The organism is Oscillatoria sp. FACHB-1406 (assembly GCF_014698145.1).
Classification (GTDB): Bacteria; Cyanobacteriota; Cyanobacteriia; order Cyanobacteriales; family Spirulinaceae; genus FACHB-1406.
The window spans coordinates 162,215-182,454 of sequence record NZ_JACJSM010000003.1; the positions used below are offsets into that span (position 1 = coordinate 162,215).

General features: G+C 49.3%; 21 protein-coding genes and 1 tRNA gene. 12 read left to right on the forward strand and 10 right to left on the reverse strand.

Going from position 1 to position 20,240, the window contains the following annotated elements; all coding sequences use genetic code 11:
• Positions 1-49: 49 nt before the first annotated feature.
• A complete protein-coding gene (locus H6G50_RS04925; protein WP_190713841.1) occupies positions 50-1,768 on the reverse strand; it encodes a peptide ABC transporter substrate-binding protein in 1,719 nt (572 codons plus the stop codon).
• A gap of 178 nt (positions 1,769-1,946) precedes the next feature.
• Here H6G50_RS04925 and gcvT point away from each other — a divergent pair, with 178 nt between their 5' ends.
• The 3 genes from gcvT to H6G50_RS04940 are packed head-to-tail and all read left to right on the forward strand — an operon-like array spanning position 1,947 to position 4,344.
• Positions 1,947-3,068 carry a glycine cleavage system aminomethyltransferase GcvT gene (gene gcvT, locus H6G50_RS04930; RefSeq protein WP_190713842.1) on the forward strand — a complete coding sequence of 374 codons (1,122 nt, stop codon included), beginning with the start codon at positions 1,947-1,949 and terminating at the stop codon, positions 3,066-3,068.
• 20 nt (positions 3,069-3,088) lie between these two features.
• Positions 3,089-3,439 carry a c-type cytochrome gene (locus H6G50_RS04935; protein ID WP_190713843.1) on the forward strand — a complete coding sequence of 117 codons (351 nt, stop codon included), beginning with the start codon at positions 3,089-3,091 and terminating at the stop codon, positions 3,437-3,439.
• Complete coding sequence (locus tag H6G50_RS04940) at positions 3,439-4,344, forward strand: cation diffusion facilitator family transporter (RefSeq protein WP_199302708.1); 906 nt, start codon at positions 3,439-3,441, stop codon at positions 4,342-4,344. Before H6G50_RS04935 ends, H6G50_RS04940 begins: the two co-directional genes overlap by 1 nt.
• 134 nt (positions 4,345-4,478) lie before the next feature.
• On the opposite strand, the gene H6G50_RS04945 is transcribed toward H6G50_RS04940, so the two are convergent.
• Both H6G50_RS04945 and radA read right to left on the reverse strand, forming a co-directional pair.
• A complete protein-coding gene (locus H6G50_RS04945; protein ID WP_190713844.1) occupies positions 4,479-5,084 on the reverse strand; it encodes a Uma2 family endonuclease in 606 nt (201 codons plus the stop codon).
• A gap of 515 nt (positions 5,085-5,599) precedes the next feature.
• A complete protein-coding gene (gene radA / locus H6G50_RS04950; protein ID WP_190713846.1) occupies positions 5,600-7,123 on the reverse strand; it encodes a DNA repair protein RadA in 1,524 nt (507 codons plus the stop codon).
• Positions 7,124-7,364: 241 nt separating this feature from the next.
• Between radA and rpaB the strand changes: the two genes are divergently transcribed.
• The gene (gene rpaB / locus H6G50_RS04955) at positions 7,365-8,096 is read left to right on the forward strand and encodes a response regulator transcription factor RpaB (protein ID WP_190713848.1); all 732 of its coding nucleotides are present in this window, start codon (positions 7,365-7,367) and stop codon (positions 8,094-8,096) included.
• Between the two features lie 78 nt (positions 8,097-8,174).
• The gene (locus tag H6G50_RS04960) at positions 8,175-8,819 is read left to right on the forward strand and encodes a cofactor assembly of complex C subunit B (protein WP_190713850.1); all 645 of its coding nucleotides are present in this window, start codon (positions 8,175-8,177) and stop codon (positions 8,817-8,819) included.
• Between the two features lie 38 nt (positions 8,820-8,857).
• Here the strand turns inward: H6G50_RS04960 and H6G50_RS04965 are convergent, their stop codons facing one another.
• Both H6G50_RS04965 and H6G50_RS04970 read right to left on the reverse strand, forming a co-directional pair.
• Positions 8,858-9,415: a YdcF family protein gene (locus H6G50_RS04965; protein ID WP_347239875.1), complete on the reverse strand. Its 558-nt coding sequence runs from the start codon at positions 9,413-9,415 to the stop codon at positions 8,858-8,860.
• A 161-nt stretch (positions 9,416-9,576) separates the two neighbouring features.
• Positions 9,577-10,197 (reverse strand): DNA endonuclease, encoded by a 621-nt coding sequence (locus tag H6G50_RS04970; protein ID WP_190713854.1) that lies wholly within the window; start codon positions 10,195-10,197, stop codon positions 9,577-9,579.
• 349 nt (positions 10,198-10,546) lie between these two features.
• Here H6G50_RS04970 and H6G50_RS04975 point away from each other — a divergent pair, with 349 nt between their 5' ends.
• Positions 10,547-10,993: a hypothetical protein gene (locus tag H6G50_RS04975; protein WP_190713856.1), complete on the forward strand. Its 447-nt coding sequence runs from the start codon at positions 10,547-10,549 to the stop codon at positions 10,991-10,993.
• A 55-nt stretch (positions 10,994-11,048) separates the two neighbouring features.
• On the opposite strand, the gene H6G50_RS04980 is transcribed toward H6G50_RS04975, so the two are convergent.
• The 3 genes from H6G50_RS04980 to yidD form a co-directional block, all read right to left on the reverse strand.
• Complete coding sequence (locus tag H6G50_RS04980; RefSeq protein WP_190713858.1) at positions 11,049-11,579, reverse strand: hypothetical protein; 531 nt, start codon at positions 11,577-11,579, stop codon at positions 11,049-11,051.
• A 481-nt stretch (positions 11,580-12,060) separates the two neighbouring features.
• Positions 12,061-13,011 (reverse strand): o-succinylbenzoate synthase, encoded by a 951-nt coding sequence (locus tag H6G50_RS04985; RefSeq protein ID WP_190713860.1) that lies wholly within the window; start codon positions 13,009-13,011, stop codon positions 12,061-12,063.
• Positions 12,981-13,277, reverse strand: coding sequence for a membrane protein insertion efficiency factor YidD (gene yidD, locus H6G50_RS04990; protein ID WP_190713862.1), 297 nt, complete (start codon positions 13,275-13,277; stop codon positions 12,981-12,983). Before yidD ends, H6G50_RS04985 begins: the two co-directional genes overlap by 31 nt.
• Before the next feature lie 47 nt (positions 13,278-13,324).
• Between yidD and H6G50_RS04995 the strand changes: the two genes are divergently transcribed.
• The 3 genes from H6G50_RS04995 to H6G50_RS05005 all read left to right on the forward strand — a co-directional run bounded on the left by H6G50_RS04995 (position 13,325) and on the right by H6G50_RS05005 (position 15,200).
• Complete coding sequence (locus H6G50_RS04995) at positions 13,325-14,029, forward strand: diacylglycerol/polyprenol kinase family protein (RefSeq protein ID WP_190713864.1); 705 nt, start codon at positions 13,325-13,327, stop codon at positions 14,027-14,029.
• A 125-nt stretch (positions 14,030-14,154) separates the two neighbouring features.
• Complete coding sequence (locus H6G50_RS05000) at positions 14,155-15,033, forward strand: aldose epimerase (protein ID WP_190713866.1); 879 nt, start codon at positions 14,155-14,157, stop codon at positions 15,031-15,033.
• A gap of 95 nt (positions 15,034-15,128) precedes the next feature.
• Positions 15,129-15,200 (forward strand) — tRNA-Lys (locus H6G50_RS05005).
• Positions 15,201-15,535: 335 nt separating this feature from the next.
• Here the strand turns inward: H6G50_RS05005 and gcvH are convergent.
• On the reverse strand, positions 15,536-15,928 hold the full coding sequence (gcvH, locus tag H6G50_RS05010; protein ID WP_190713868.1) for a glycine cleavage system protein GcvH: 393 nt from the start codon (positions 15,926-15,928) through the stop codon (positions 15,536-15,538).
• 200 nt (positions 15,929-16,128) lie between these two features.
• Here gcvH and H6G50_RS05015 point away from each other — a divergent pair, with 200 nt between their 5' ends.
• A complete protein-coding gene (locus H6G50_RS05015; RefSeq protein WP_190713871.1) occupies positions 16,129-16,350 on the forward strand; it encodes a ferredoxin-thioredoxin reductase variable chain in 222 nt (73 codons plus the stop codon).
• Here the strand turns inward: H6G50_RS05015 and H6G50_RS05020 are convergent.
• On the reverse strand, positions 16,336-17,421 hold the full coding sequence (locus H6G50_RS05020; protein WP_190713873.1) for an ABC transporter ATP-binding protein: 1,086 nt from the start codon (positions 17,419-17,421) through the stop codon (positions 16,336-16,338). The genes H6G50_RS05015 and H6G50_RS05020 overlap by 15 nt on opposite strands.
• Before the next feature lie 186 nt (positions 17,422-17,607).
• Here H6G50_RS05020 and H6G50_RS05025 point away from each other — a divergent pair, with 186 nt between their 5' ends.
• A complete protein-coding gene (locus H6G50_RS05025; protein WP_190714139.1) occupies positions 17,608-19,284 on the forward strand; it encodes an iron ABC transporter permease in 1,677 nt (558 codons plus the stop codon).
• Positions 19,285-19,514: 230 nt separating this feature from the next.
• The gene (locus H6G50_RS05030) at positions 19,515-20,198 is read left to right on the forward strand and encodes an ATP-dependent Zn protease (RefSeq protein WP_190713875.1); all 684 of its coding nucleotides are present in this window, start codon (positions 19,515-19,517) and stop codon (positions 20,196-20,198) included.
• The last annotated feature ends 42 nt before the right edge of the window (positions 20,199-20,240 follow it).

Here is a 20,240-nt window from a genome sequence, read left to right on the forward strand (position 1 = left end):
TGAGAACCTCCTTCTCATCGCTCCCATTCAAATTTTATTCCTGTAGCTTTTAATCGGTTTTACGCCGCCACTGGGCAACTCTCCAAGTATTTAAATCCCAGGGCGTTAGCTCGAATCCCTCGAGGGTAGTGGCAATCCCTACGGTTTCTTGGCGCGCGATAATGGGTAGGACGATCGCTTCGCTGACTAATTTGTCGTTTAATTGGATGACGAGGGCTGCGCGTTTCTCTGGGTTCAACTCTGCGCCCATCTGCTGCCAGAGGCGATCGTATTCCGGGCTACAATAACGCGAGACATTATCACCCGTCCAATTATTCTTTTTCTGAGGAATTTCTTTACAGGTGTAGGTTTTGAAGTAGGTCAGGGGATCGGGGTTGGTATTTCCGGTGCTGAACATTTGCAAATCGGCTTCAAAATGTTCGGTTGTTTCTTTGTTAGCGGGATCGCTGGAAAAGTAAATACTGGCATCAATGCTTTTAAGTTCGACCCCAATCCCAATTTGTTGTAACGTTTGTTTGATAATCTCTTGCGTTTTTTGGCGCAATGGGTTAACAGAAGTTTGAAAAAGAATTTTCATTTCAATGCCGTTGCGATCGCGCGTACCGTTCCCATTGGTATCCTTCCAGCCCGCCTCATCAAGCAACTGTGCGGCTTTTTGCAAGTTAAATTCATAGCGAGTATTGGGGGAGACAAACTGTGGCGGTGCGACCAGGAAATTAGCAGTAGCCTTGCCCGTGGAGCCGTATAATTGAGTCGCGATCGCGTCGCGATCGATCGCGAGATTCAACGCCTGCCGCACCTTAAGATCGCTCAAAAACGGATGGGGAAATTGTACGCTCGACTTCTCCCCTTCTACCGTCGTGCGATTGGGATCGCTATGATTGATAAGCACTCGTTCCACCAACGAATTCGGAGTCGTCACCACGCGCCCCCGCCCCGCCGTTTCAAACTCCTTTAAAACCGGCGCTTCCAACTGCAAATTGTAGGCAAAATCGGCATCCCCCGTTTGCAGCACCGCCCGCGCTGCCGAAGTTGCATCGCCGCCCCCCTTCAATTCCACCCGCTTAAACCCAACACCGTTCGCCTCCCGATATTCCGGGTTCGCCTCGTAAACCACCGTATCGCCCGGTTTGAACTCCACAACGCGATACCCTCCCGTCCCTACGGGTTTGAGGTTAGCGGGCGCTTCCCGCGCGTTTGCCCCCGCATACTTCGCATACAGATGTTGCGGGAGAATCATTCCTTCCGTTCCCACAAAAACCGTAAACCAAGCCGGATTCGGCTGTTTAAAGGTAACTTTTACCGTTAAGGGGTCGATCGCTTCGACTTTTTCAATCAATTCGTAAGCACCCGCCGTTGTCGCCCCCACTGCCGGTGTCGTCACGAATTTGTGAGTAAACACCACATCGGCAGCAGTAAAGGGCGTACCGTCCGACCATTTTACATTCGGTTTCAACTTCCAAGTGACCGAACGCCCATCTTTGGCTACCCCGCCATTCGCAACGCTGGGAATCTCCGCAGCGAGGAAAGGAATCATCGTCTTCCCGTCCTTCTCAAAACTAGCAAGGGGTTCGAGGGTAATGCGACTGGCTTCAGAATCTTTAAATCCTGTGGAGAGATGGGGATTGAGAATCGTCGGCGCTTGCCAGTAGAGGAGTTTTAAGGTGTCGGGATTGGCGGTTTGTTGCGTTGTCGTGGCTGGGTTGCAGGCGGCGAGGGCGAGAGCGAAGATAAAGGGGGAAAGGCGGGGAAGGCTAATTTTGGGCATATTGTTGAGTGAATTAAAAATTAAAAATTAAAAATTATTATCCTCAGAAAGGGATACGGGCGTGGATAGAGAAGCCTGTTTAACGCTTTATTCCAATCCGCTGGTACGGCGTTGACAGTTCTATTGTCCGGCTCGTTTTCTTTATAATAAGGAGCGGTCTTCTTAAGGTAATTTTGCCGTGACTTCCTCCGAACTTGCCCGCACGCCATTATACGATCGCGCTGTCCGACAAGGCGCTCGCCTCACTGCCTTTTCTGGCTGGGAAATGCCCGTTCAGTTTGCTGGTTTAAAGCAAGAACACGAAACGGTAAGGACTTCAGCGGGAATGTTCGATATTTCTCATATGGGGAAGTTTGTCCTGCAAGGAAAAGAACTCATCGAAGCGTTACAACCGTTGGTTCCTTCCAATCTCGCGCGCTTGCAGCCCGGTCAAGCTCAGTATACAGTCTTACTCAATCCCGAAGCCGGAATTATCGATGACGTAATTTTCTATCGTCAGGAAGATAGCACCGCTGGGGAACAGCGAGGCATTTTAATCGTTAATGCTGCGACCAAAATCAAAGATAAAAACTGGCTGCAAGCTCATTTAAACGCTCCCTCCGCCATCTTAACGGACGTTTCCGACGAAAATGCTCTGATTGCCGTGCAAGGGCCTCGTGCGGCGGCAGTCCTACAAACCTTGGTGGCGGAAGATTTGGGCGCAACGCCCGCCTTCGGACACCTCGATGCAACGATTCTGGGGAAACCGGGATTTTTAGCGAGAACGGGTTATACCGGGGAGGATGGGTTTGAGGTGATGGTTGCGCCGGAGGTGGGAGGATTGCTTTGGGATGCGCTGTTGGCGGCGGGAGTTGCGTCTTGCGGCTTGGGGGCGCGGGATACCCTGCGGTTGGAGGCAGCAATGGCGCTGTACGGGCAGGATATCGACGAAGCAACGACTCCGTTAGAGGCGGGGTTGGGCTGGTTGGTGCATTGGGATGATAAGGAGGATTTTATCGGGCGATCGCGCTTGGAGCAACAGAAGGCAGAAGGCGTAAAGCGGCGTTTGGTGGGTTTGGAGATGGAAGGACGCTACATCGCCCGTCACGGTTATCCGGTGGTGGTTGATGGGGTTGCGGTGGGGGAAGTGACGAGTGGTACGCTTTCGCCGACGCTGGGCAAAGCGATCGCGCTAGCCTACGTTCCCGCAACTTCGAGTAAAATCGGACGAACCTTTGATGTAGAAATTCGCGGCAAACTTCATCCGGCGAAGGTGGTGAAAAAACCGTTTTATCGCTCGTCGCATCGGCAATCTATTTAATGAATAATGAATGGTGAATAATGAATAATTGGAATATCAAGAGATTGAATGGGTTGGCGATCGCGCTTTTTTTAGCTTTCCTCCTCTATTCTTCCCCAGCCATCGCCGCCCCGACAACAGCGGGCGCTCAATTATTTGAAGTCCATTGTGCCGGTTGCCATGCCAATGGCGGTAATATTATCCGGCGCGGAAAAAACCTCAAACAAAAGGCATTACAGCGCAATGGAGTTGATACCCTTGCCGCTGTCACAGAAATCGTCACCAATGGTAAGAATAATATGTCAGCGTTTCGCGATCGCCTCAGCCCGGAAGAAATCGAAACAGTTGCCGCCTACGTTCTCAATCGTGCATCTGAAAACTGGAAAAATTAATGATAGACCAAAAGTCTCCCCGTTCTTACGCTCTCCTCTCCATCGCCGCTGCCGTTGCTACTATCGCCCTCAAATTTGTAGCCTATAAATTAACAGGTTCGGTGGGATTGCTCTCCGATGCGCTCGAATCGGGGATTAACTTAGTTGCCGCCGTTGTTGCATTTTGGGCGCTATCTTTTGCTGCAAAACCACCCGATGAAGAACACGCTTTCGGACATACGAAAGCCGAATACTTTTCCAGCGGTTTAGAAAGTATTTTGATTTTACTAGCTGCGGTAGGAATTGCGATCGCGGCTTGGGGGCGCTTATTTAATCCTCAACCCCTCGAACAAGTCAATATCGGTTTGGTGCTTTCCCTCGCAGCCACAGCCATTAACGGTGCTGTCGCTTGGATTTTGTTAAAAGCTGGGCGGCGACTGCGTTCTATTACCCTCAAAGCTGACGCACATCACCTCCTCACCGACGTTTGGACTTCCTTTGGTGTAATCATTGGTATTTTCATCGTTAAACTCACGGGTTTATTAATTCTCGATCCAATTATTGCGCTTCTTGTCGCTGTTAATATTGTTTGGGCAGGCTTTAAACTTTTAAAAGAAACAGGTTCGGGACTTCTCGACAGTTCCATTCCCAAAGAAGAGCGAAAAATTATTACGAATATTTTAGCTTCCTACGAAGAGCGCGGCATTCTTTTTCATGCTTTGAGAACGCGGGTTGCCGGTTCGCGCCGCTTTATTATGTTTCACGTTTTAGTTCCGGGAGAATGGACAGTTTTACAAGGTCATACTTTATGTGAAGAAATCGAACTCGCGATTATTAAAGCATTGCCGGAAAGTTTTGTGATTTCTCACCTCGAACCCAAAGACGATCCGAGCGCTTGGGCTGATGTCAATTTAGAGAGAGTATAAGCTGTTCGTCATTTAAATTGTGATGTGGGGCTGACGGGGAGATTGAGTTTACCCAATTTGAATGCGCCTTAGCTTAATCTAGCGATTTTCCTTAAGTTTGCATTGTTTACGTCGTCTAAACTAGAACAATACCCCTACTCACTCGCTGCTTCCTCTTCCCCCAATTCAACTTTATTGTAAACCTCGGTGATGGGAACTTCTAACTGAAGCGTTTCAAAGCTTAAAATTGTATCTTCCGCATCGTCCTCGCGATACAACCAACGCTTGCGATCGGTCTTGACAAATTGCTCGATTTTTGTTTGCGACTGTTCGACTAAAATATATTCTTGAAAGCTTGGAATCGTTCGATAATAATCAAATTGTTCGCCCCGGTCGTAACGGCGACTCGATCTTGGTAAGACTTCAATGATAATTTGAGGATTGACGATTGTATCTTTACGATTGTTATGATATTCCACGCGATCGCTAATTACCATAACATCCGGGTAAGTGTAAACTGAAGCATCGGGAATCCATAGCCGGACATCTCCAATAAAAACATTGAAGTTCTTGCCGTTTAAACCCAGACGCAATGCTAAATAGAGATTGCCGCTAATTTGGTTGTGAGTTACAGTTCCCCCTGTCATCGGTATAATCTGTCCTTGGCGATATTCATTTTTAAACTCAGCGGTTTCCTCAATCGCGAAATACTCTTCTGGCGTATAAGTCTGTTGTTGGGATTTTTCGAGAGTAGCAACCATATCACTTATCAATAATCCACTAAGTTGATATAAAAAAAGCAATCTAAAAATCTGGCTGTTATAGCAGTTTTCACATGGATGAGTACACCCAGCGGGCGAATACTATTCGCCCCTACGGGGCGGCGTTTAATTTCGAGACGGGGCGGCGTTTAATTTCGAGGAGACCTCGAAATCCGCGCCCCTAAGACCTCGAAATCCGCGCCCCTACCGATTTGATTTTTGGAACTGTACCTCACGCAAACGAAAAATGCTATATACCAAATTTAAGATGACTTTGCCTAGAATTAACTCTCCTAAATTTTCAGGATAATGGTGCGTTACGCTTCGCGCTCCACACCCTACTTTTTATTCTAAGTAGGCGGTTGTAATTAAATAGAATGTGGGGAGGGCGGGTTTTGATTTCTAGAGCGCTCTCATAACAACAGTTTCAGCTAAACCCGCCCCTACAGGTCTTGTTAACTTTTTTTATGCGCCCCTACTTATACAACTTCACATCAATCTGGTATTAGAACAGCTTATTCTTCCATTTCCCCAAATTCTTCTTCCTCTTCCCCTTCGATTTGCGGGGTGCTACCGAATCGCGGTTGCGGCGGAATTGCAGCGACAATCGCATCGATTACTTTTCCAACGGGAATAATTTCCAAACCTACATCGTCGGCATAATTTTGCCCTTTAGGAACGATCGCGCGTTTAAATCCTAGTTTAGCCGCTTCCTTTAACCGCAATTCCATCTGCGACACCAAACGCACCTGTCCGCCCAATCCCACTTCGCCGATTAACACCGTGCGCGGATCGACGATGCGATCGCGGAAACTTGCTACAATCGCGATCGCCATCCCTAAATCCCCCGCCGGTTCCCCTACCCCCAATCCGCCCGCCGAAGCGACGTAAGCATCCAACTTCGAGAGGGGAACGCCAACCCGTTTTTCCAACACCGCTAAAATCTGCTGCAAGCGATTGTAATCTACCCCCGTCGTCGAACGGCGCGGCGAAGCATAACTCGTCGGACTCACCAATGCTTGCAACTCCACCACTAACGGGCGAGTCCCTTCGCAAGCAACGACAGTAGAAGTCCCGGGAACAAACTCATCGCGACTGCCCAAAAATAACTCAGAAGGGTTTGCCACTTCCTCCAAACCCCGTTCCGCCATTTCAAAAATCCCGATTTCGTGCGTCGAACCGAAGCGATTTTTAACCGATCGCAACAATCGATGCGAAGCGTAACGATCGCCCTCAAAATACAATACCGTATCGACTAAATGTTCCAACACCCTCGGCCCCGCGATCGCGCCTTCTTTAGTCACATGACCGACAATCAACAGGGTAATATTCTCCCGCTTCGCCACCTGCATCAACGCCGAGGTACACTCTCTCACCTGCGCTACCGAACCCGGGGCAGAACTTAACGAAGCAAAATACAGCGTTTGAATACTATCAATCACCGCCACATTCGGCTTCAACGATTCCAGTTCTCTTAATATTTCTTCTAAATCTGTCTCCGGCAGCACGTACAAATTCGGATCCGTGGTTCTCACCTCCGCCGCCTTCCCATTCCCCTCGCCCTCCAACACCGAAGTTCCTACCCCCAACCGCCCCGCGCGCAACTTCACCTGTTGTCCCGATTCCTCCGCACTCACATAAAGAACGCGGAAATTTTTTGCTAACTGGTTCGCCGTTTGCAATAATAAAGTTGACTTGCCAATTCCGGGATCTCCCCCAATCAGCACCAACGAACCCGGAACTACGCCGCCCCCCAAAACGCGATCGAACTCTGCATAGCCCGAAGGAAAGCGAACCTGTACGTCCTCTGCAATTTGGGAAAAACGCACCGATGCTCGCGGTTCTGGGGTTCCCGTCGTTCGGCGCGAAGAAGACTTGCTCGACTGCCAACCGCCCCGATTAATGACTCCCGGCGTTTCTGGCGCGAGAACTTGCTCCTCCAGAGAGTTGTAAGTTCCGCAGGTAGGACACTTGCCGAACCATTGGGGAGATTCAGCGCCACATTCATTACAAGAGAAGCTCGTGCGCGGTTTTGCCATTGTTCAATATTGAGGGAAGATTAACCCTGAATTAGAATGGGATACAAAGATTTATAGTTAACCGAACTTTGTTTACACGACTTAACAATTAAACAATCTTTAAAAACTCTTTAATTGTAGCGAGAACCCTTACATTAGAGACAGATCGCCCTTCAACGCGATATTCTAGAAAAACCCTTACAGGTAATTTAAATTAAAACTTTGCAATCTGCTGTCACAAAAAAGGAGCGAAGAAAAAACCTTGGAAACTCATAAGGAAAAAATTCTCGTTGTCGATGATGAAGCAAGCATTCGCCGCATCTTGGAAACTCGCTTGTCAATGATTGGCTACGATGTCGTCACCGCAGCAGATGGAGAGGAAGCGATTTCAACTTTCCGCACGGCAGATCCGGATTTGGTGGTATTAGACGTGATGATGCCGAAGTTGGACGGTTACGGCGTGTGCCAAGAACTGCGTAAGGAATCCGATATCCCCATTATTATGCTAACGGCTTTGGGTGATGTTGCCGATCGCATTACCGGATTGGAACTCGGTGCGGACGATTACGTGGTGAAACCCTTCTCGCCCAAGGAACTCGAAGCGAGAATTCGTTCCGTTCTACGACGAGTTGAGAAAAATGGTAGTCCCGGAATTCCCAGTTCTGGGGTGATTCAAGTCGGTTCGATTAAAATCGATACCAACAAGCGCCAAGTGTACAAAGGCGACGAACGCATCCGCCTGACGGGAATGGAGTTTAGCCTGCTAGAATTGCTTGTCAGTCGCTCTGGGGAAGCATTTTCGCGATCGGAAATTTTGCAGGAAGTTTGGGGATATACCCCCGAACGCCACGTCGATACGCGCGTGGTGGACGTTCACATTTCCAGATTGCGCGCCAAATTAGAGGACGATCCCAGCAATCCCGAGTTAATTTTAACCGCACGCGGAACGGGATATTTATTTCAACGCATCCTCGAACCCGGTGAAGAAAAGTAGCATTGCTAGGGGAGTTACAGAATCCAAAATTCTGTTCCTCACCCGGGTTTTAGAAATTCAAAGTCGGATGTAATTCTTGTGTCTAAACCCGATCCGAATCGAATTCTGCGACTACTGCCCTTAGTTGGGGGCAGTATAGGGGGGATTTTATTATTAGTTAATCGCTTCGCAAGCGAGGGGTTAACCGAGTCGCAGTCTCGTTCGGATGTGGTGGGCGTAATCTTAAGTGCGTTATTGATTTTGGTGGGATTGATTTGGCAGCAGATTCAACCGCGATCGCCCGATACGGTTACTTTAGCAGGCGAAGAAGGCTTTGAACTCGCCGAACATCTGCCCGAAGCGGTCAAAATTGAGTTAGCTTGGGCATCGCATTTATTATTAACGAATACGGTAACGCGATCGCTCGTTCTTTACTACGATGGCAAAACTTTGATGCGGCGCGGCATTTTAGGTAAAAACCCGGAAGTAAAACCGGGCGCAATTCTCAAGCGCGTGCTAGACAAACGTAAAGCCGTCTATTTAGTCGATTTAAAAGTTTATCCCGGTCGGATTGAATTCGACCATCTCCCAGAAAATACGCAGGGCGCGATCGCGCAGCCGGTAGGAGCGAAAGGAATCCTGATTCTAGGAGCGAATGCGCCGCGCAGCTATACTAAACAAGACGAGCGGTGGATAGAAGGAATTGCCGACAAGCTCGGAGAAACCTTAGAACGTAATTCGTAATTCGTAATTCGTAATTCGTAATTCGTAATTTTTAATTACTACCCCCGCACTTTCAACGTTGCCCCAGTATATCCCGTCGTCAGCCACAAAACCGCTCGCGCGCCATCGCGAACGCACTTTTGAACGGGTTCCGGTTCGCGTCCGCTGGGAACGGCGATGGGCTTAATGGTAATCCCGCGACTGCCGAAGACGATTTCGCCAACGATGCGAGCGCGCAACATATGATCGTCGGAGGTGATTAAATAGACGCTGTGGATATTTTGCGCTTTTAAGCGATCCACTAAGGTCGTAAAGTTGGTAACGGTATCTCGGGCGGCGTAGTCGAGGTAAACGCGATCGCGCGCGATCCCCCGATTGCCAAATAGCCGTTTAGCATAATCTTCCGGACTGCCCGAGGACACCCAAATCGGCAAATCGGGATGCTGTCGCGCAAATTTCGCGGCGTAAGCCTCCCGCCGTTCCTCGCCGCCCAGGACAAAAATCGCCTGCGGCTTGACTAATAAGCTTTTAAGCTCCTTGTAAGTAGCAAAGAGCGCAATTCCAACGAGGGGTATAGCCCATAGCGGAATGCGCCTTTTTGACTTAGATGCTTGCAACCGTCTCGATTTTCTTCGAGCGGAATCCCTGTTCCCTAACATTCATTAATTTTGTGCGATCGTTCGACGGGACTGGCCGGATTTGAACCGGCGACCTAGCGCTTCAGATTAGTGTGAGTTTCCCCACTCTCCGGACTATTCCTTCACCATAGGATAAACCATTAGGTGGCAGCCGTTTCGTTGTAGGAGGTTTGAACTTTACCTAGCATACTGGGATGGATATAAGGTCTCAGGAAAGTTAAAAAATTTTTTCCCGCCCGAGTCCCCAAGCGCAGGCGATAAGTTCCTCGACTTTTGCTTAACCCCCAATCAACGCCCCACACTTCCAAAAAATAGCGCGCGATTACCTCGTTGGCTTCCTTCGAGAGATGGGTATTGAGGGCAATTTCGATCGCGTGGATTTTACCGGCTTTGCGCTTGTACGATTTTGCGCCCTTGTCCATAAACCAAATGGCGATTCCTTGAGGGGTTAAGAAATTGAGAAATTGACGGGTAATTCGTTTGAGATTGCCGCAATAGAGTTTCTTAACTAAGACTCGAGTTAGGGGAATCAGTTTTGGTTCGAGGCGCAGGACGCGATCGCCCCAGCGATTGCTCCGTTCTCGAAGGTACACTGGCTGTTGGGTAATCTCCTCGAGTAGTGCTTTCTCGAACAGAAGGTAAGCGCTTTGCGACGGGGCGCGTTCGATAAAGAAGTTGCGATCGCGTTTTTGGGCGACTCCCAACAGCATTCCCGCTAAAATTCCCCGTTGCTCTTTTTTAGATGAGACATTGTAGTCCATCGGTTTTAGCTCTCTACAACCAGTCTCTGCACCTTCCGTTTCCCCCGCGCTGCGATGCTTTCGCGAGCGTCCGAGATTCGGCTTGGCTCAAGATTACCGTATCTGCTTTCACAAACTTAGGCTCCCTTGAATTTGACTGCATTCATCGGGGAAGTTTCCCTCCGCGATGCCCGAGCGTTCAGGAGGCGCTTGCTCTATCCAACTGAGCCACAGCCCCTTGGTCGGCAATTGACCTCTGATATTTTATCAATAAAATCGAGAAATCGAGTTTCTGGTTTCGAGAGGATCGTTCCCAATCCCACGAATGATATCTTGAAGATCTAGCACCTTCACGTCCTTATAAAGAGCCATGATGAAATTTGGCAGTCCCTCCTCCGATACAGGAGATGACATTTGGAAAGCTCGCCTCGATCGCTTTGTCCTGGAAAATGCTAAAGAACTTGCAGTGTTAGCTTGGGGCTTTCACCTCGAGCGCGGTGACAGCGACGAAATATTGGGGATCGATCTCAAACCTACCCCGCACTTTATCTCGTTTTCTCGCTCGGCAATCGAACGTCTCAATCGGAACGTTAGCAATCAATTGCAGGAAATCCTAGGGATTCTGGACGGACACAATCCCGAAAAAGAAGTTCTTTATATCGCGATCGGCAACGGACAACTGAAACTGCTGAATTTTGCTCCCGAACCGCCGCCCCCAGCTTGCTTTGAGGAAAGCGATCGCGACTTAACGGAGTTAGCTGACGATCTCGAAGCGCGCTTGAGCGAAATTTTTTCCGAGTCAAAATCCCAAGCTTAGCCGCGTCCTTTCAAGGGCTAGCAGAGAACTCAAGCAAACTCCAAACTCGAAACTCTTAAAAGCAGAAATTGACTTCACTCACCGTAAGTTGTCCGTCAAAAGCATAAATACTAATGCGGGCGATATTGTTTCGCGAACTGGTTGCGTACAGTGGGGCGTTCGGAGGAAGGCTCGAGTTGGATTCAGCTAAATTAGCTTGAGGAAGTTCGTCTCGGGCGATGAGGTTGCCTTGGCGATCGTAAGCCGAGAGGATAATCGGCTGAGAACTGGTGACGTGACAGCTAAAGTAGTGAAGCGGACGCTTAAAGACGAGTTCCATCCAGCCGTCGCGGGGCGCGCCCATCAGTAGAGTCGAGCCGGAGTGAGGGGGATAAGCGGCGTTGGAGGGTTGAAGCGCGATCGCGTTTCTCAGGGTAATCCCCCATTCTTTAAACTGTTCTTCAACGACTTCAAAAGATTCCAAGCGCTCCAAATTCAGTCTCGAGCAAACTGGGTTGCTTTTCGAGCGATCTTTGTCTGCAATCGCTACATTTCTCAACGATCTAGCTCCGAGGCGCTTTTCTAACACAGTTTGGCAATGCACCATATGTCAATCCTTTGTGAGTGAGAGCGATTTCCCTGGAATCCTTTCATTCTTACTCAAAAATTTTAGAGGACAAGAATTTATCGGGACACTGGAGAAATTGTCTGAAAGGGGAGAGTCTGTAGATGACTACAACAAGCGCTGGTTGGATTTCTGAATCGATTTTTTTCTGACGCTTGGCAAACCAGAATTGGCTTGTCAATGGGGAGTTCGCTTAAATCGAAGATGCGATACTTCCTAATCCTTGCGCTTATCACCCTGACTTGGCACAGAAGGCACTGCCTCCATTGCTCATCGCTCGACCATCATTTAGCGAGCGATGTCGCTACAACTCAACTTAAGTATCGATAAGATTAACCTTAAATTGTGAAAAAGTTAGGAAGGCAGGGAGAATGATACTTTTCTTAAATATACGCATAAACCTTGTCCTGCAAAGCTTTTAGCGATTCCGGCGGCTTCGCACCTGCAAGATTTTACGGAATCTTTAGCCCTCGCCATCAAACCAACTTTCAATGCCAAAACCGACAGCGCGGTGAGGGTTGCCGAGTTCGGCGGCGAGGTGTAAAGCCGCTTGTCTGCCGATCGCGGTTTCAAAGACAGAAGAAAAAACAGCATCGAGGGGATGGTGCTGACAAAATTGGCGCAGGCGTTGAGGAGAACCGGCGATCGCAGCTTTGATAACGAAGATACCGCGCCAGCCGCGATTGTGACAATCTTGAAGTTGGACTAAACTCGCCACGGATTCATCCAAAGCCAAAGGAATAGCGCTGCTATCGCTCAAGCGCAACATCGTCTCGAACTCGTCCGGCGATAGGGGTTGCTCGATAAACTCAACGCATCCCGCTCGCTCTGAGGAACTCAGCCATTGTTTAGCAGTGGCTAAGGTTAAGCCGCCATTCGCATCCAAGCGAAGTTTAACCCCTGGGGGCAATTCTTCAACCAAGCGATCGAATAATTGAAGTTCTACTGCGATTGGCTCAACGCCAATTTTCCATTTAAACGTGCGCCCTCCTGCCTCCCACAGCGGTTGCCAAGCTTGTAACGCTCTCGCTCCGGCGGGCAGTAAATAACTGTAGTGTTGCGGTGGAAGCTCGCGAGCCGAATGCGGATGCAAGCATTGCTCCAAAGCCGATTCTAAGGCAAATTGACAGGCGGGAAGATGGGCGGGAATGGCGGCAATCTCAGCGCTTGTTACTACCGAGCCATAGTTTTTGCACCACGCGATCGCGTCTTCGAGGGTTTCCGAGCCAAACCACGGTAACGGCGCAATTTCGCCCCAACCTTCGCGTCCCTTATCGTCGCTCAAACGCACGAGCGCTCCTTCGCGTACCGTCCATACCCCATGATAAGTCTTTAAAGGTTGGCGAAAGCGGTATTGGTAGGGGCGAAGTTCGAGGCGATAGGTTAGGGACGTTTCGACTTGTGAGACTTCCATTGCGATAAGTTAACGATCTTTTTTTGACCGTTACGGTGGGTTTGCCATTCTTCGACGGTGGGAACGGGATCGTAGCCGCCGGGATGGAAGGGATGGCAGCGAGCAATGCGCTGGGCGGCTAATTTCGTACCGAGAAGGGGCCCAAAACGCGCGATCGCATCCATCGCATATTCCGAACAAGTCGGGGTAAAGCGACAAGCAGGCGGGAGCAGCGGCGAAATAAATCGTTTGTAGCCTTTTAACAACAAAAGGAGTAAGCTTTTCATATCTTTCAGATTGATGTTGAAGGATGAGTTATCATTGCCTACCCGTTATGAGTTTCTCATTATCAAGTATTAATTACCAATTATTAACGATTAACGAGCTATTTCCGATTGGCTTAACAACGATATATCTCATTCTTGTTATTGTTATCGCTGAGGCGTTAAATCGTTTAACTCATTTTGGAGCAGAATTCACGCGCAAAATCGTGCATATTGGAGCGGGGCAGGTGATGCTTTTCGCTTGGATTTTTAACATCCCGGCTTGGGTGGGCATAGGGGCGGCAGCGATCGCGGCGCTTGTTGCTATTGTCTCTTATTTTTTGCCGATTCTGCCTAGTATTAACAGCGTCGGGCGCAAGAGTTTGGGAACTTTTTTTTATGCCCTCAGTATTGGCTTATTGGTGGCTTGGTTTTGGCCCTTGCAATTGCCGCAGTACGCCGCGATCGGCATTTTGGTGATGGCGTGGGGCGATGGACTTGCTGCGGTTGTCGGGCAACGTTTTGGCAGACATCCCTATACACTCTGGGGCAGTCGCAAAAGTTGGGAAGGAACGCTAGTGATGGCGGGAGTTAGCAGTTTGGTGACGTTTTTGATTTTAGGTGCGGTGCAGGGCGCAAGTTGGCAAACGGCTGGTATTTCGGCGGCGGTGGGCAGTTTTGCGGCGTTACTAGAAGCGTTTTCTCGCGTTGGGATCGATAATTTAACCGTACCGCTCGGAAGCGCTGCTTTGAGCTTTTTCTTGAACTCGAGATAGTGATGATTTCCGGCGGTGGCAGCGCCCACTTTCATTAAGTCAGTGCCATTCGACTGTACACTAGAGAACTGTTTGCTTATAACTGAATAACGGATTAATTATTCACTGCTCACTAATAACTGATTATGGATTCGGTATTTGCGATCGCGATCGAGCAAGACCAATACAAAAGCTACATCCTGACCGACCAAGAACACCAAAGCCGCTTGGAAATCGTACCGGAACGCGGCGGTATTGCTACAAAATGGCGCATCCAAGGTCAAGACATTCTTTATTTGGATGAAGAACGGTTTGCAGATCCGCGCGCAAGCGTTCGCGGCGGGATTCCGATTTTATTTCCCATCTGCGGCAATTTGCCCGGAGATACTTACACGCGCAACGGCAAGTCCTATCAACTCAAACAGCACGGTTTTGCGCGCGATTTACCTTGGGAAGTGCGATCGCGCCTAACGGATGATTGCGCGGGAATTATCCTCGCGCTTGATAGCAATGCTCGGACTCGCGCCCTCTATCCGTTTGATTTTCAACTGGAATTTACCTATCGCCTCAAAGGAATGACGCTGGCGATCGAGCAACGCTATACCAATCGTTCCAAGGATATCATGCCTTTCTCGACGGGTTTGCACCCCTATTTTTGGTGCGCGGATAAAACTCAGCTTGAATTTGAGATTCCCGCTACCCACGTCGAGGGTAAAGGAGTCCCCGAAGGGAAGAGCTTTAATGGAACTTTTGATTTTGATGTCGATGAGATCGATGTTGCCTTGCGTCCGGTGACGGGAAGTACCGCGATCGTGCGCGATCGCCGTCGCAAGCTCCAAATCGACATCTCCTACTCCAAAATCTACTCCACCCTCGTTTTTTGGACGCTGAAGGGCAAAAATTACGTTTGTTTGGAGCCGTGGAGCGCGCCGCGCAATGCCCTCAATACCGGCGAAAATTTGACGTACCTGGAACCGGGGCAGACTTGCGAAGCTCGTGTCGAGTTGCGCGTCAGTTATTTGTAAGCAGCGCTGAAAAAAAAATCGAGATTTTCCTTGACAATTTCCGAACGACTTGTGCTATAGTTGTAAACCGTGCGAGCTAATAAAAAGCACGCAATGGGTCGCTAGCTCAATGGTAGAGTACTCGGCTTTTAACCGATTGGTTCTGGGTTCGAGCCCCAGGCGACCCATTTTGATAGAAATCAATTTTTAGGCTGCTAGGTTTCGGGTTCCAGACGGCTAAACCTCCCGTCTCCCGCCCGCTCCTACGCCCGATATTCTCGAACATTACAATGGTGGCAATGGGTTTGGTATTAATAGCACCGATAGCCAAACGCGGCACTCAATTTTCTCTGTAGGGGCAGAGCATTGCTCTGCCCTAACTCTGGGAAATAGTGCAAAACCTATGGGAGTTAGTATGAGTCAATCTTGCCTGCGTGGGGATTATCAAAATCTCCATTTTGAATTTCGATGGAGAAGCTTTGAGCCTGATTGACTAGAGATTAGGTTACTAGCTATTAACCCCTTACTCGCCCTCAACTAGCGCGCGATATTCGTTCGCAGTCAGAACATCCTCGAGATCGCTATCGGGATTATCGAGGCGAACTTTCAACAACCACCCCTCCCCGTAGGGATCCACCACAATGTCTTCCGGGGCGGAGATCGCGCCTTCGTTGCGTTCGATTACCGTTCCCGTAACCGGCGCTTTCAACTCTTCAACCGCTTTCACCGACTCCACCGTTCCAAAAGTTTCGCCCGCTTCGATATTATCCCCTTCCGCAGGCAATTCGATAAAGACGATATCGCCAAGCTGGTCGATTGCATAGGCGCTAATCCCAATGGTGGCAATCTCGCCATCCAAACGCACGTATTCGTGAGTATCTAGATACTTTAAATCGTCCGGATATTCAAGTTCCATCTTTTCGTTTTCCTAATCCTCTATATGCTGTATCGATGATTTTGACTGGCTCCCCAATCGGCGCGGCGACGGACACCTTACTGAGGATTATTATTGTTGCGCTCCCCAATTTACCAGAAATTGCCCCGATCGCGGTACACTGGTAAGGTTTACGAATTTTTAAATTCGAGATAGCGTACACGAGAGAGAAGACTAGCTCTATGAAAGTTGGCGATCGCGTTCGAGTGATTCAATCGGTTGTTGTCTACCATCATCCCGAGCATAAGAAGGGAGCATTCGATCTTAAAGGGATGGAAGGAGAAATTAAGGAGATCGTAACCGAATGGCAAGGCAGACCTGTTAGTGCAAATCTTCCTGTTTTCGTACAATTTATGCCTAAATTTAAAGCACATTTCCGAGAAGACGAGTTAGAAATTATTTGACTCAAGGGGAAAAACGCGGTAATTGCCTCCGGCAACCGAAACCTTAATTCTCGCGCCGACGGGCAGCACTTTTAGGGCATCCATACGGGCAATTAATTCTCGTCCCGATGGCGTTTCCAAGCGATAGCGATGCTCGCGACCGAGAAATTGGCGATCGCGCACGACCGCTTCCCCCGCTTCATCCTCTTGCAATATTAAGTCTTCCTGCCGAACCATCAATTCGCCGCGCTCGATATTATCGTTGTTATCGTTCTTATTATCCTGAAAATAACCAATTTCCGTAACCCAACCCTTCCCCTCTCGTCGAGCCGGGATTGAGTTCGATTGAGCGACAAATTCCGCCACAAAGTGTGTTGCTGGTTCCTGATAAATCGTCTCCGGGCTACCAAATTGCTCTAATTGTCCCTGCCGCATCACGGCTATCCAGTCGGAAATTGAGAGTGCTTCTTCTTGGTCGTGGGTCACAAAAATCGCTGAAGTTCCCGCCGCTTTGAGAATTTCTCGCAACTCCTGCCGCAGGCGCAAGCGCACTTGTGCGTCTAAATTGCTTAACGGTTCGTCGAGCAGCACCAGTTGCGGGCGCGGTGCGAGGGCGCGGGCGAGGGCGACACGCTGCTGCTGTCCGCCTGAGAGTTGGTGCGGGTAGCGCTTTTCCAGTCCTTGCAGCCCGACCAAGGCTAAGACTTCGCCCGCACGTTGTTGGGCGGCTGCCGAGAGTTTTCCGCTCGAATTCGATAACCCAAAAGTAACATTTTGGCTGACGTTAAGATGGGGAAACAGGGCGTAGTCCTGAAACACCATCCCCACGCCGCGCTTTTCTGGAGGCAACCAATGTCCCAACCCAGCAACTTTACGACTGGCAATTTCAATTGTGCCTCCATCCGGTCGCTCAAAACCAGCAATCAGTCGCAGTAAGGTTGTTTTGCCACAACCGGAGGGACCTAGGAAGCTGAGGATGTCGCCGGAATGGAGGGTTAGGGTAACGGCATTGACTGCGGGCGGTGCTTGAGAAGAATACTGTCGGGTTGCTTCTTGGAGGTGGAGAATAACGGCAGGGTAGGAGTCAGTCATTAGTTATCAATAGATTGCTTAACAGTGGATCGTTAATAATGAAGCTTAGAACTTCTAGCTTAGAATTCTTCGTTGTCAATTCTTGCGGGCTAATTGTCAATTACCCTGTAGCAATCATTTACGTTTTTGAGATTAATTTGCATTAAAGTGGATTTTAGTATTTTAGGAGGTCGCGCGCAGGTGTCAATGCTTTCCTGGCAACAGTCAAAATTCTTGCGTTCTGAGTTTAACGGTTGGACGGTTGCAGTCGGTGCGATCGCGCTTCTGATTGCCGCGCCCGTTCTCTGCGTCCTCAGTAGTGTTTTCACCGATGCGACAGAGATTTGGCGGCACTTAGCGACTACGGTACTTTGGGATTATATCGCTAATTCTCTGTGGCTCGCGATCGGGGTTGGATTGGGCGTATTAGTCATCGGTACGGGAACGGCTTGGTTAGCAACGATGTGCCGCTTTCCGGGGCGTGGGGTTTGGGAGTGGGCGCTGTTGATGCCCTTAGCGGCTCCTGCTTACATTCTCGCCTACGTTTACACCGATCTCCTCGATTATTATGGGCCGGTACAAGCCGCTCTGAGGAATATCTTTGGGTGGGAAAGCGTTCGCGACTATTGGTTTCCTAACATTCGTTCCCTCAGTGGCGCGATCGCAATGTTCGTTCTGGTTCTGTACCCTTATGTTTATCTTCTCGCTCGCGTCGCGTTTCTCGAACAGTCGCGCTGTACCTTAGAAGCGAGTCGCTGTTTGGGCTGCAATCCCTGGCGTAGTTTTTTTCGCGTCGCGCTGCCCCTCGCCCGTCCTTCGATTGTGGCCGGTTTAGCCCTCGTCCTCATGGAAGTTCTCAACGACTTCGGAACCGTACAATTTTTCGGCGTATCCACCTTTACCACGGGAATTTATCGCACTTGGTTGGGGATGGGACAGCGCGTTGCTGCGGCACAACTCGCTGCTTTTTTACTGCTGTTCGTCCTACTCCTTATTGTTTTAGAACGCTACGGTCGCCGCCAAGCGAAATACTACCAATTTGGTAATGCTACGCCGCTCGTCCAACAGTTCGAGCTAGGCGGATGGCGGGCTATTTTAGCGAGTTTGGCTTGTTTTCTGCCCGTGTTTCTCGGTTTTCTGCTGCCGGTGGGATTTTTACTGCAAATGACGCTGACAAACCTTCAGAAAACGCTAAAGCCTCAATTTTGGGAGTTTGCCAGTCATAGCTTGATTTTGTCGTCGCTGACCGCAGTTTTAGCGGTTGCGATCGCGTTAATTTTAGCCTACGGACAGCGCTTGCAACCCTCCTTTTTCAATCGCCTCGCCGCGCGTATCGCTTCGATGGGTTACGCCATCCCCGGTTCTGTGATTGCTGTCGGCGTACTGATTCCCGTCGGCAATATCGATAACGCGATCGATCGTTTTGCTCGTGCTACCTTTAATGTTTCCACCGGACTTCTCTTCAGCGGTACGATTACCGTTCTCATCTTTGCCTATCTCGTGCGTTTTCTCGCCGTTTCCTTTAACACCGTCGAATCCAGCCTCGCTAAAATTAAACCCAGTTTGGACGATGCCGCTCGCAGTTTAGGACGCGCGCCCGCTGAAGCTTTAGTAGAAATTCATACCCCCCTGATGGCGGGCGGATTGTTGACGGCGGCTATGTTAGTTTTTGTCGATGCGATGAAAGAATTACCGGCAACATTAGTCATTCGTCCCTTTAATTTCGATACACTAGCGGTACAGGTCTATAATTATGCTTCCGACGAACGTTTAGTTGAAGCTTCTGCTCCTTCGTTAGCTATCATTTTGGCAGGTTTAATCCCGACAATCTTCCTAAGTTGGCAAATCGCGAGGTCGAAAATCAAAAATAAAGTTCAGTCTTAAAAATGGCTTGGGAGCAGGTCAAACTTGCGCCGCGATCTCCCTCATCCCCCGGCCCCTTCTCCCAACCTTGGGCGAAGGGGAGTAGCCTCAAAGTCCCTCTCCCAACTTTGGGAGAGGGATTTAGGGAGAGGGCGACAAAAGTAACTTGCTCCCAATGGCTTTGCTGAGTCGTTTCTCTTTAATCGCTGAAGAATTAAATTCCTGTTTTCCCTTTACAAATAACCGTTAATATGCAACAAGTTTCTTTAAATCTGATTGCGATCGCCATTTTTTTGATGACGGTTTCCGTCCTCCTCGGGCCGCTCGTTCATCTCTCGCCTGCGATTCCTGCCGCCGCTACCCTAGCTGTTTTGGGATTAGCAACTATTGATACTTTAGGATTGGGCGGGCGCGGCGTAACCCTACTGCTCGATAGCGTAGCGAGACTTTCAGGGAAATATCGCGATCGCGTTCTCCATCACGAAGCCGGACATTTTCTGACCGCTTATTTTCTCGGAATTCCGATTAAAAGTTATACTTTAAATGCCTGGGAAAGTTTCAGAGCCGGGAATCCGGGAGTCGGGGGCGTTGTTGTCGATACCGAGCAACTGAGAAAGAGCGTTCCGCCTCAAGAAATTCGCCTTTTTGTCGATCGCTTTTCTACCGTTTGGATGGCGGGAATTGCCGCAGAAGAACTGTTGTATGAAACAGTAGAAGGTGGCGAAGATGACCGCAAGAAAGTCACCGATACGCTGCTATTTTTCGGGCAGGAGCGATCGCAATCTCAACTCAAACAACAGTGGGGAAAACTTCAGGCTAAAGCCTTAATTGAAAAGCATCGCGAAGCCTACGACGCTTTAGTTGAAGCGATGCGAAAACGAGCCGATATTGCCGACTGCTATCAAGCGATTCAAGAACGCGCTGCGGAGAATTGATTGAAGTTTTTTAAGATTGGTGAAATTTTGCTGATGACTGAG

Bases quoted from the DNA above. Each gene is read 5' to 3' on its own strand.
- H6G50_RS04925 (WP_190713841.1), bottom strand. From the start codon at position 1,768: ATGCCCAAAATTAGCCTTCCCCGCCTTTCCCCCTTTATCTTCGCTCTC.
- H6G50_RS04935 (WP_190713843.1), top strand. From the start codon at position 3,089: ATGAATAATTGGAATATCAAGAGATTGAATGGGTTGGCGATCGCGCTT.
- H6G50_RS04940 (WP_199302708.1), top strand. From the start codon at position 3,439: ATGATAGACCAAAAGTCTCCCCGTTCTTACGCTCTCCTCTCCATCGCC.
- H6G50_RS04945 (WP_190713844.1), bottom strand. From the start codon at position 5,084: ATGGTTGCTACTCTCGAAAAATCCCAACAACAGACTTATACGCCAGAA.
- radA (WP_190713846.1), bottom strand. From the start codon at position 7,123: ATGGCAAAACCGCGCACGAGCTTCTCTTGTAATGAATGTGGCGCTGAA.
- H6G50_RS04970 (WP_190713854.1), bottom strand. From the start codon at position 10,197: ATGGACTACAATGTCTCATCTAAAAAAGAGCAACGGGGAATTTTAGCG.
- H6G50_RS04975 (WP_190713856.1), top strand. From the start codon at position 10,547: ATGATGAAATTTGGCAGTCCCTCCTCCGATACAGGAGATGACATTTGG.
- H6G50_RS04980 (WP_190713858.1), bottom strand. From the start codon at position 11,579: ATGGTGCATTGCCAAACTGTGTTAGAAAAGCGCCTCGGAGCTAGATCG.
- H6G50_RS04985 (WP_190713860.1), bottom strand. From the start codon at position 13,011: ATGGAAGTCTCACAAGTCGAAACGTCCCTAACCTATCGCCTCGAACTT.
- yidD (WP_190713862.1), bottom strand. From the start codon at position 13,277: ATGAAAAGCTTACTCCTTTTGTTGTTAAAAGGCTACAAACGATTTATT.
- H6G50_RS04995 (WP_190713864.1), top strand. From the start codon at position 13,325: ATGAGTTTCTCATTATCAAGTATTAATTACCAATTATTAACGATTAAC.
- H6G50_RS05000 (WP_190713866.1), top strand. From the start codon at position 14,155: ATGGATTCGGTATTTGCGATCGCGATCGAGCAAGACCAATACAAAAGC.
- gcvH (WP_190713868.1), bottom strand. From the start codon at position 15,928: ATGGAACTTGAATATCCGGACGATTTAAAGTATCTAGATACTCACGAA.
- H6G50_RS05015 (WP_190713871.1), top strand. From the start codon at position 16,129: ATGAAAGTTGGCGATCGCGTTCGAGTGATTCAATCGGTTGTTGTCTAC.
- H6G50_RS05020 (WP_190713873.1), bottom strand. From the start codon at position 17,421: ATGACTGACTCCTACCCTGCCGTTATTCTCCACCTCCAAGAAGCAACC.
- H6G50_RS05025 (WP_190714139.1), top strand. From the start codon at position 17,608: ATGCTTTCCTGGCAACAGTCAAAATTCTTGCGTTCTGAGTTTAACGGT.
- H6G50_RS05030 (WP_190713875.1), top strand. From the start codon at position 19,515: ATGCAACAAGTTTCTTTAAATCTGATTGCGATCGCCATTTTTTTGATG.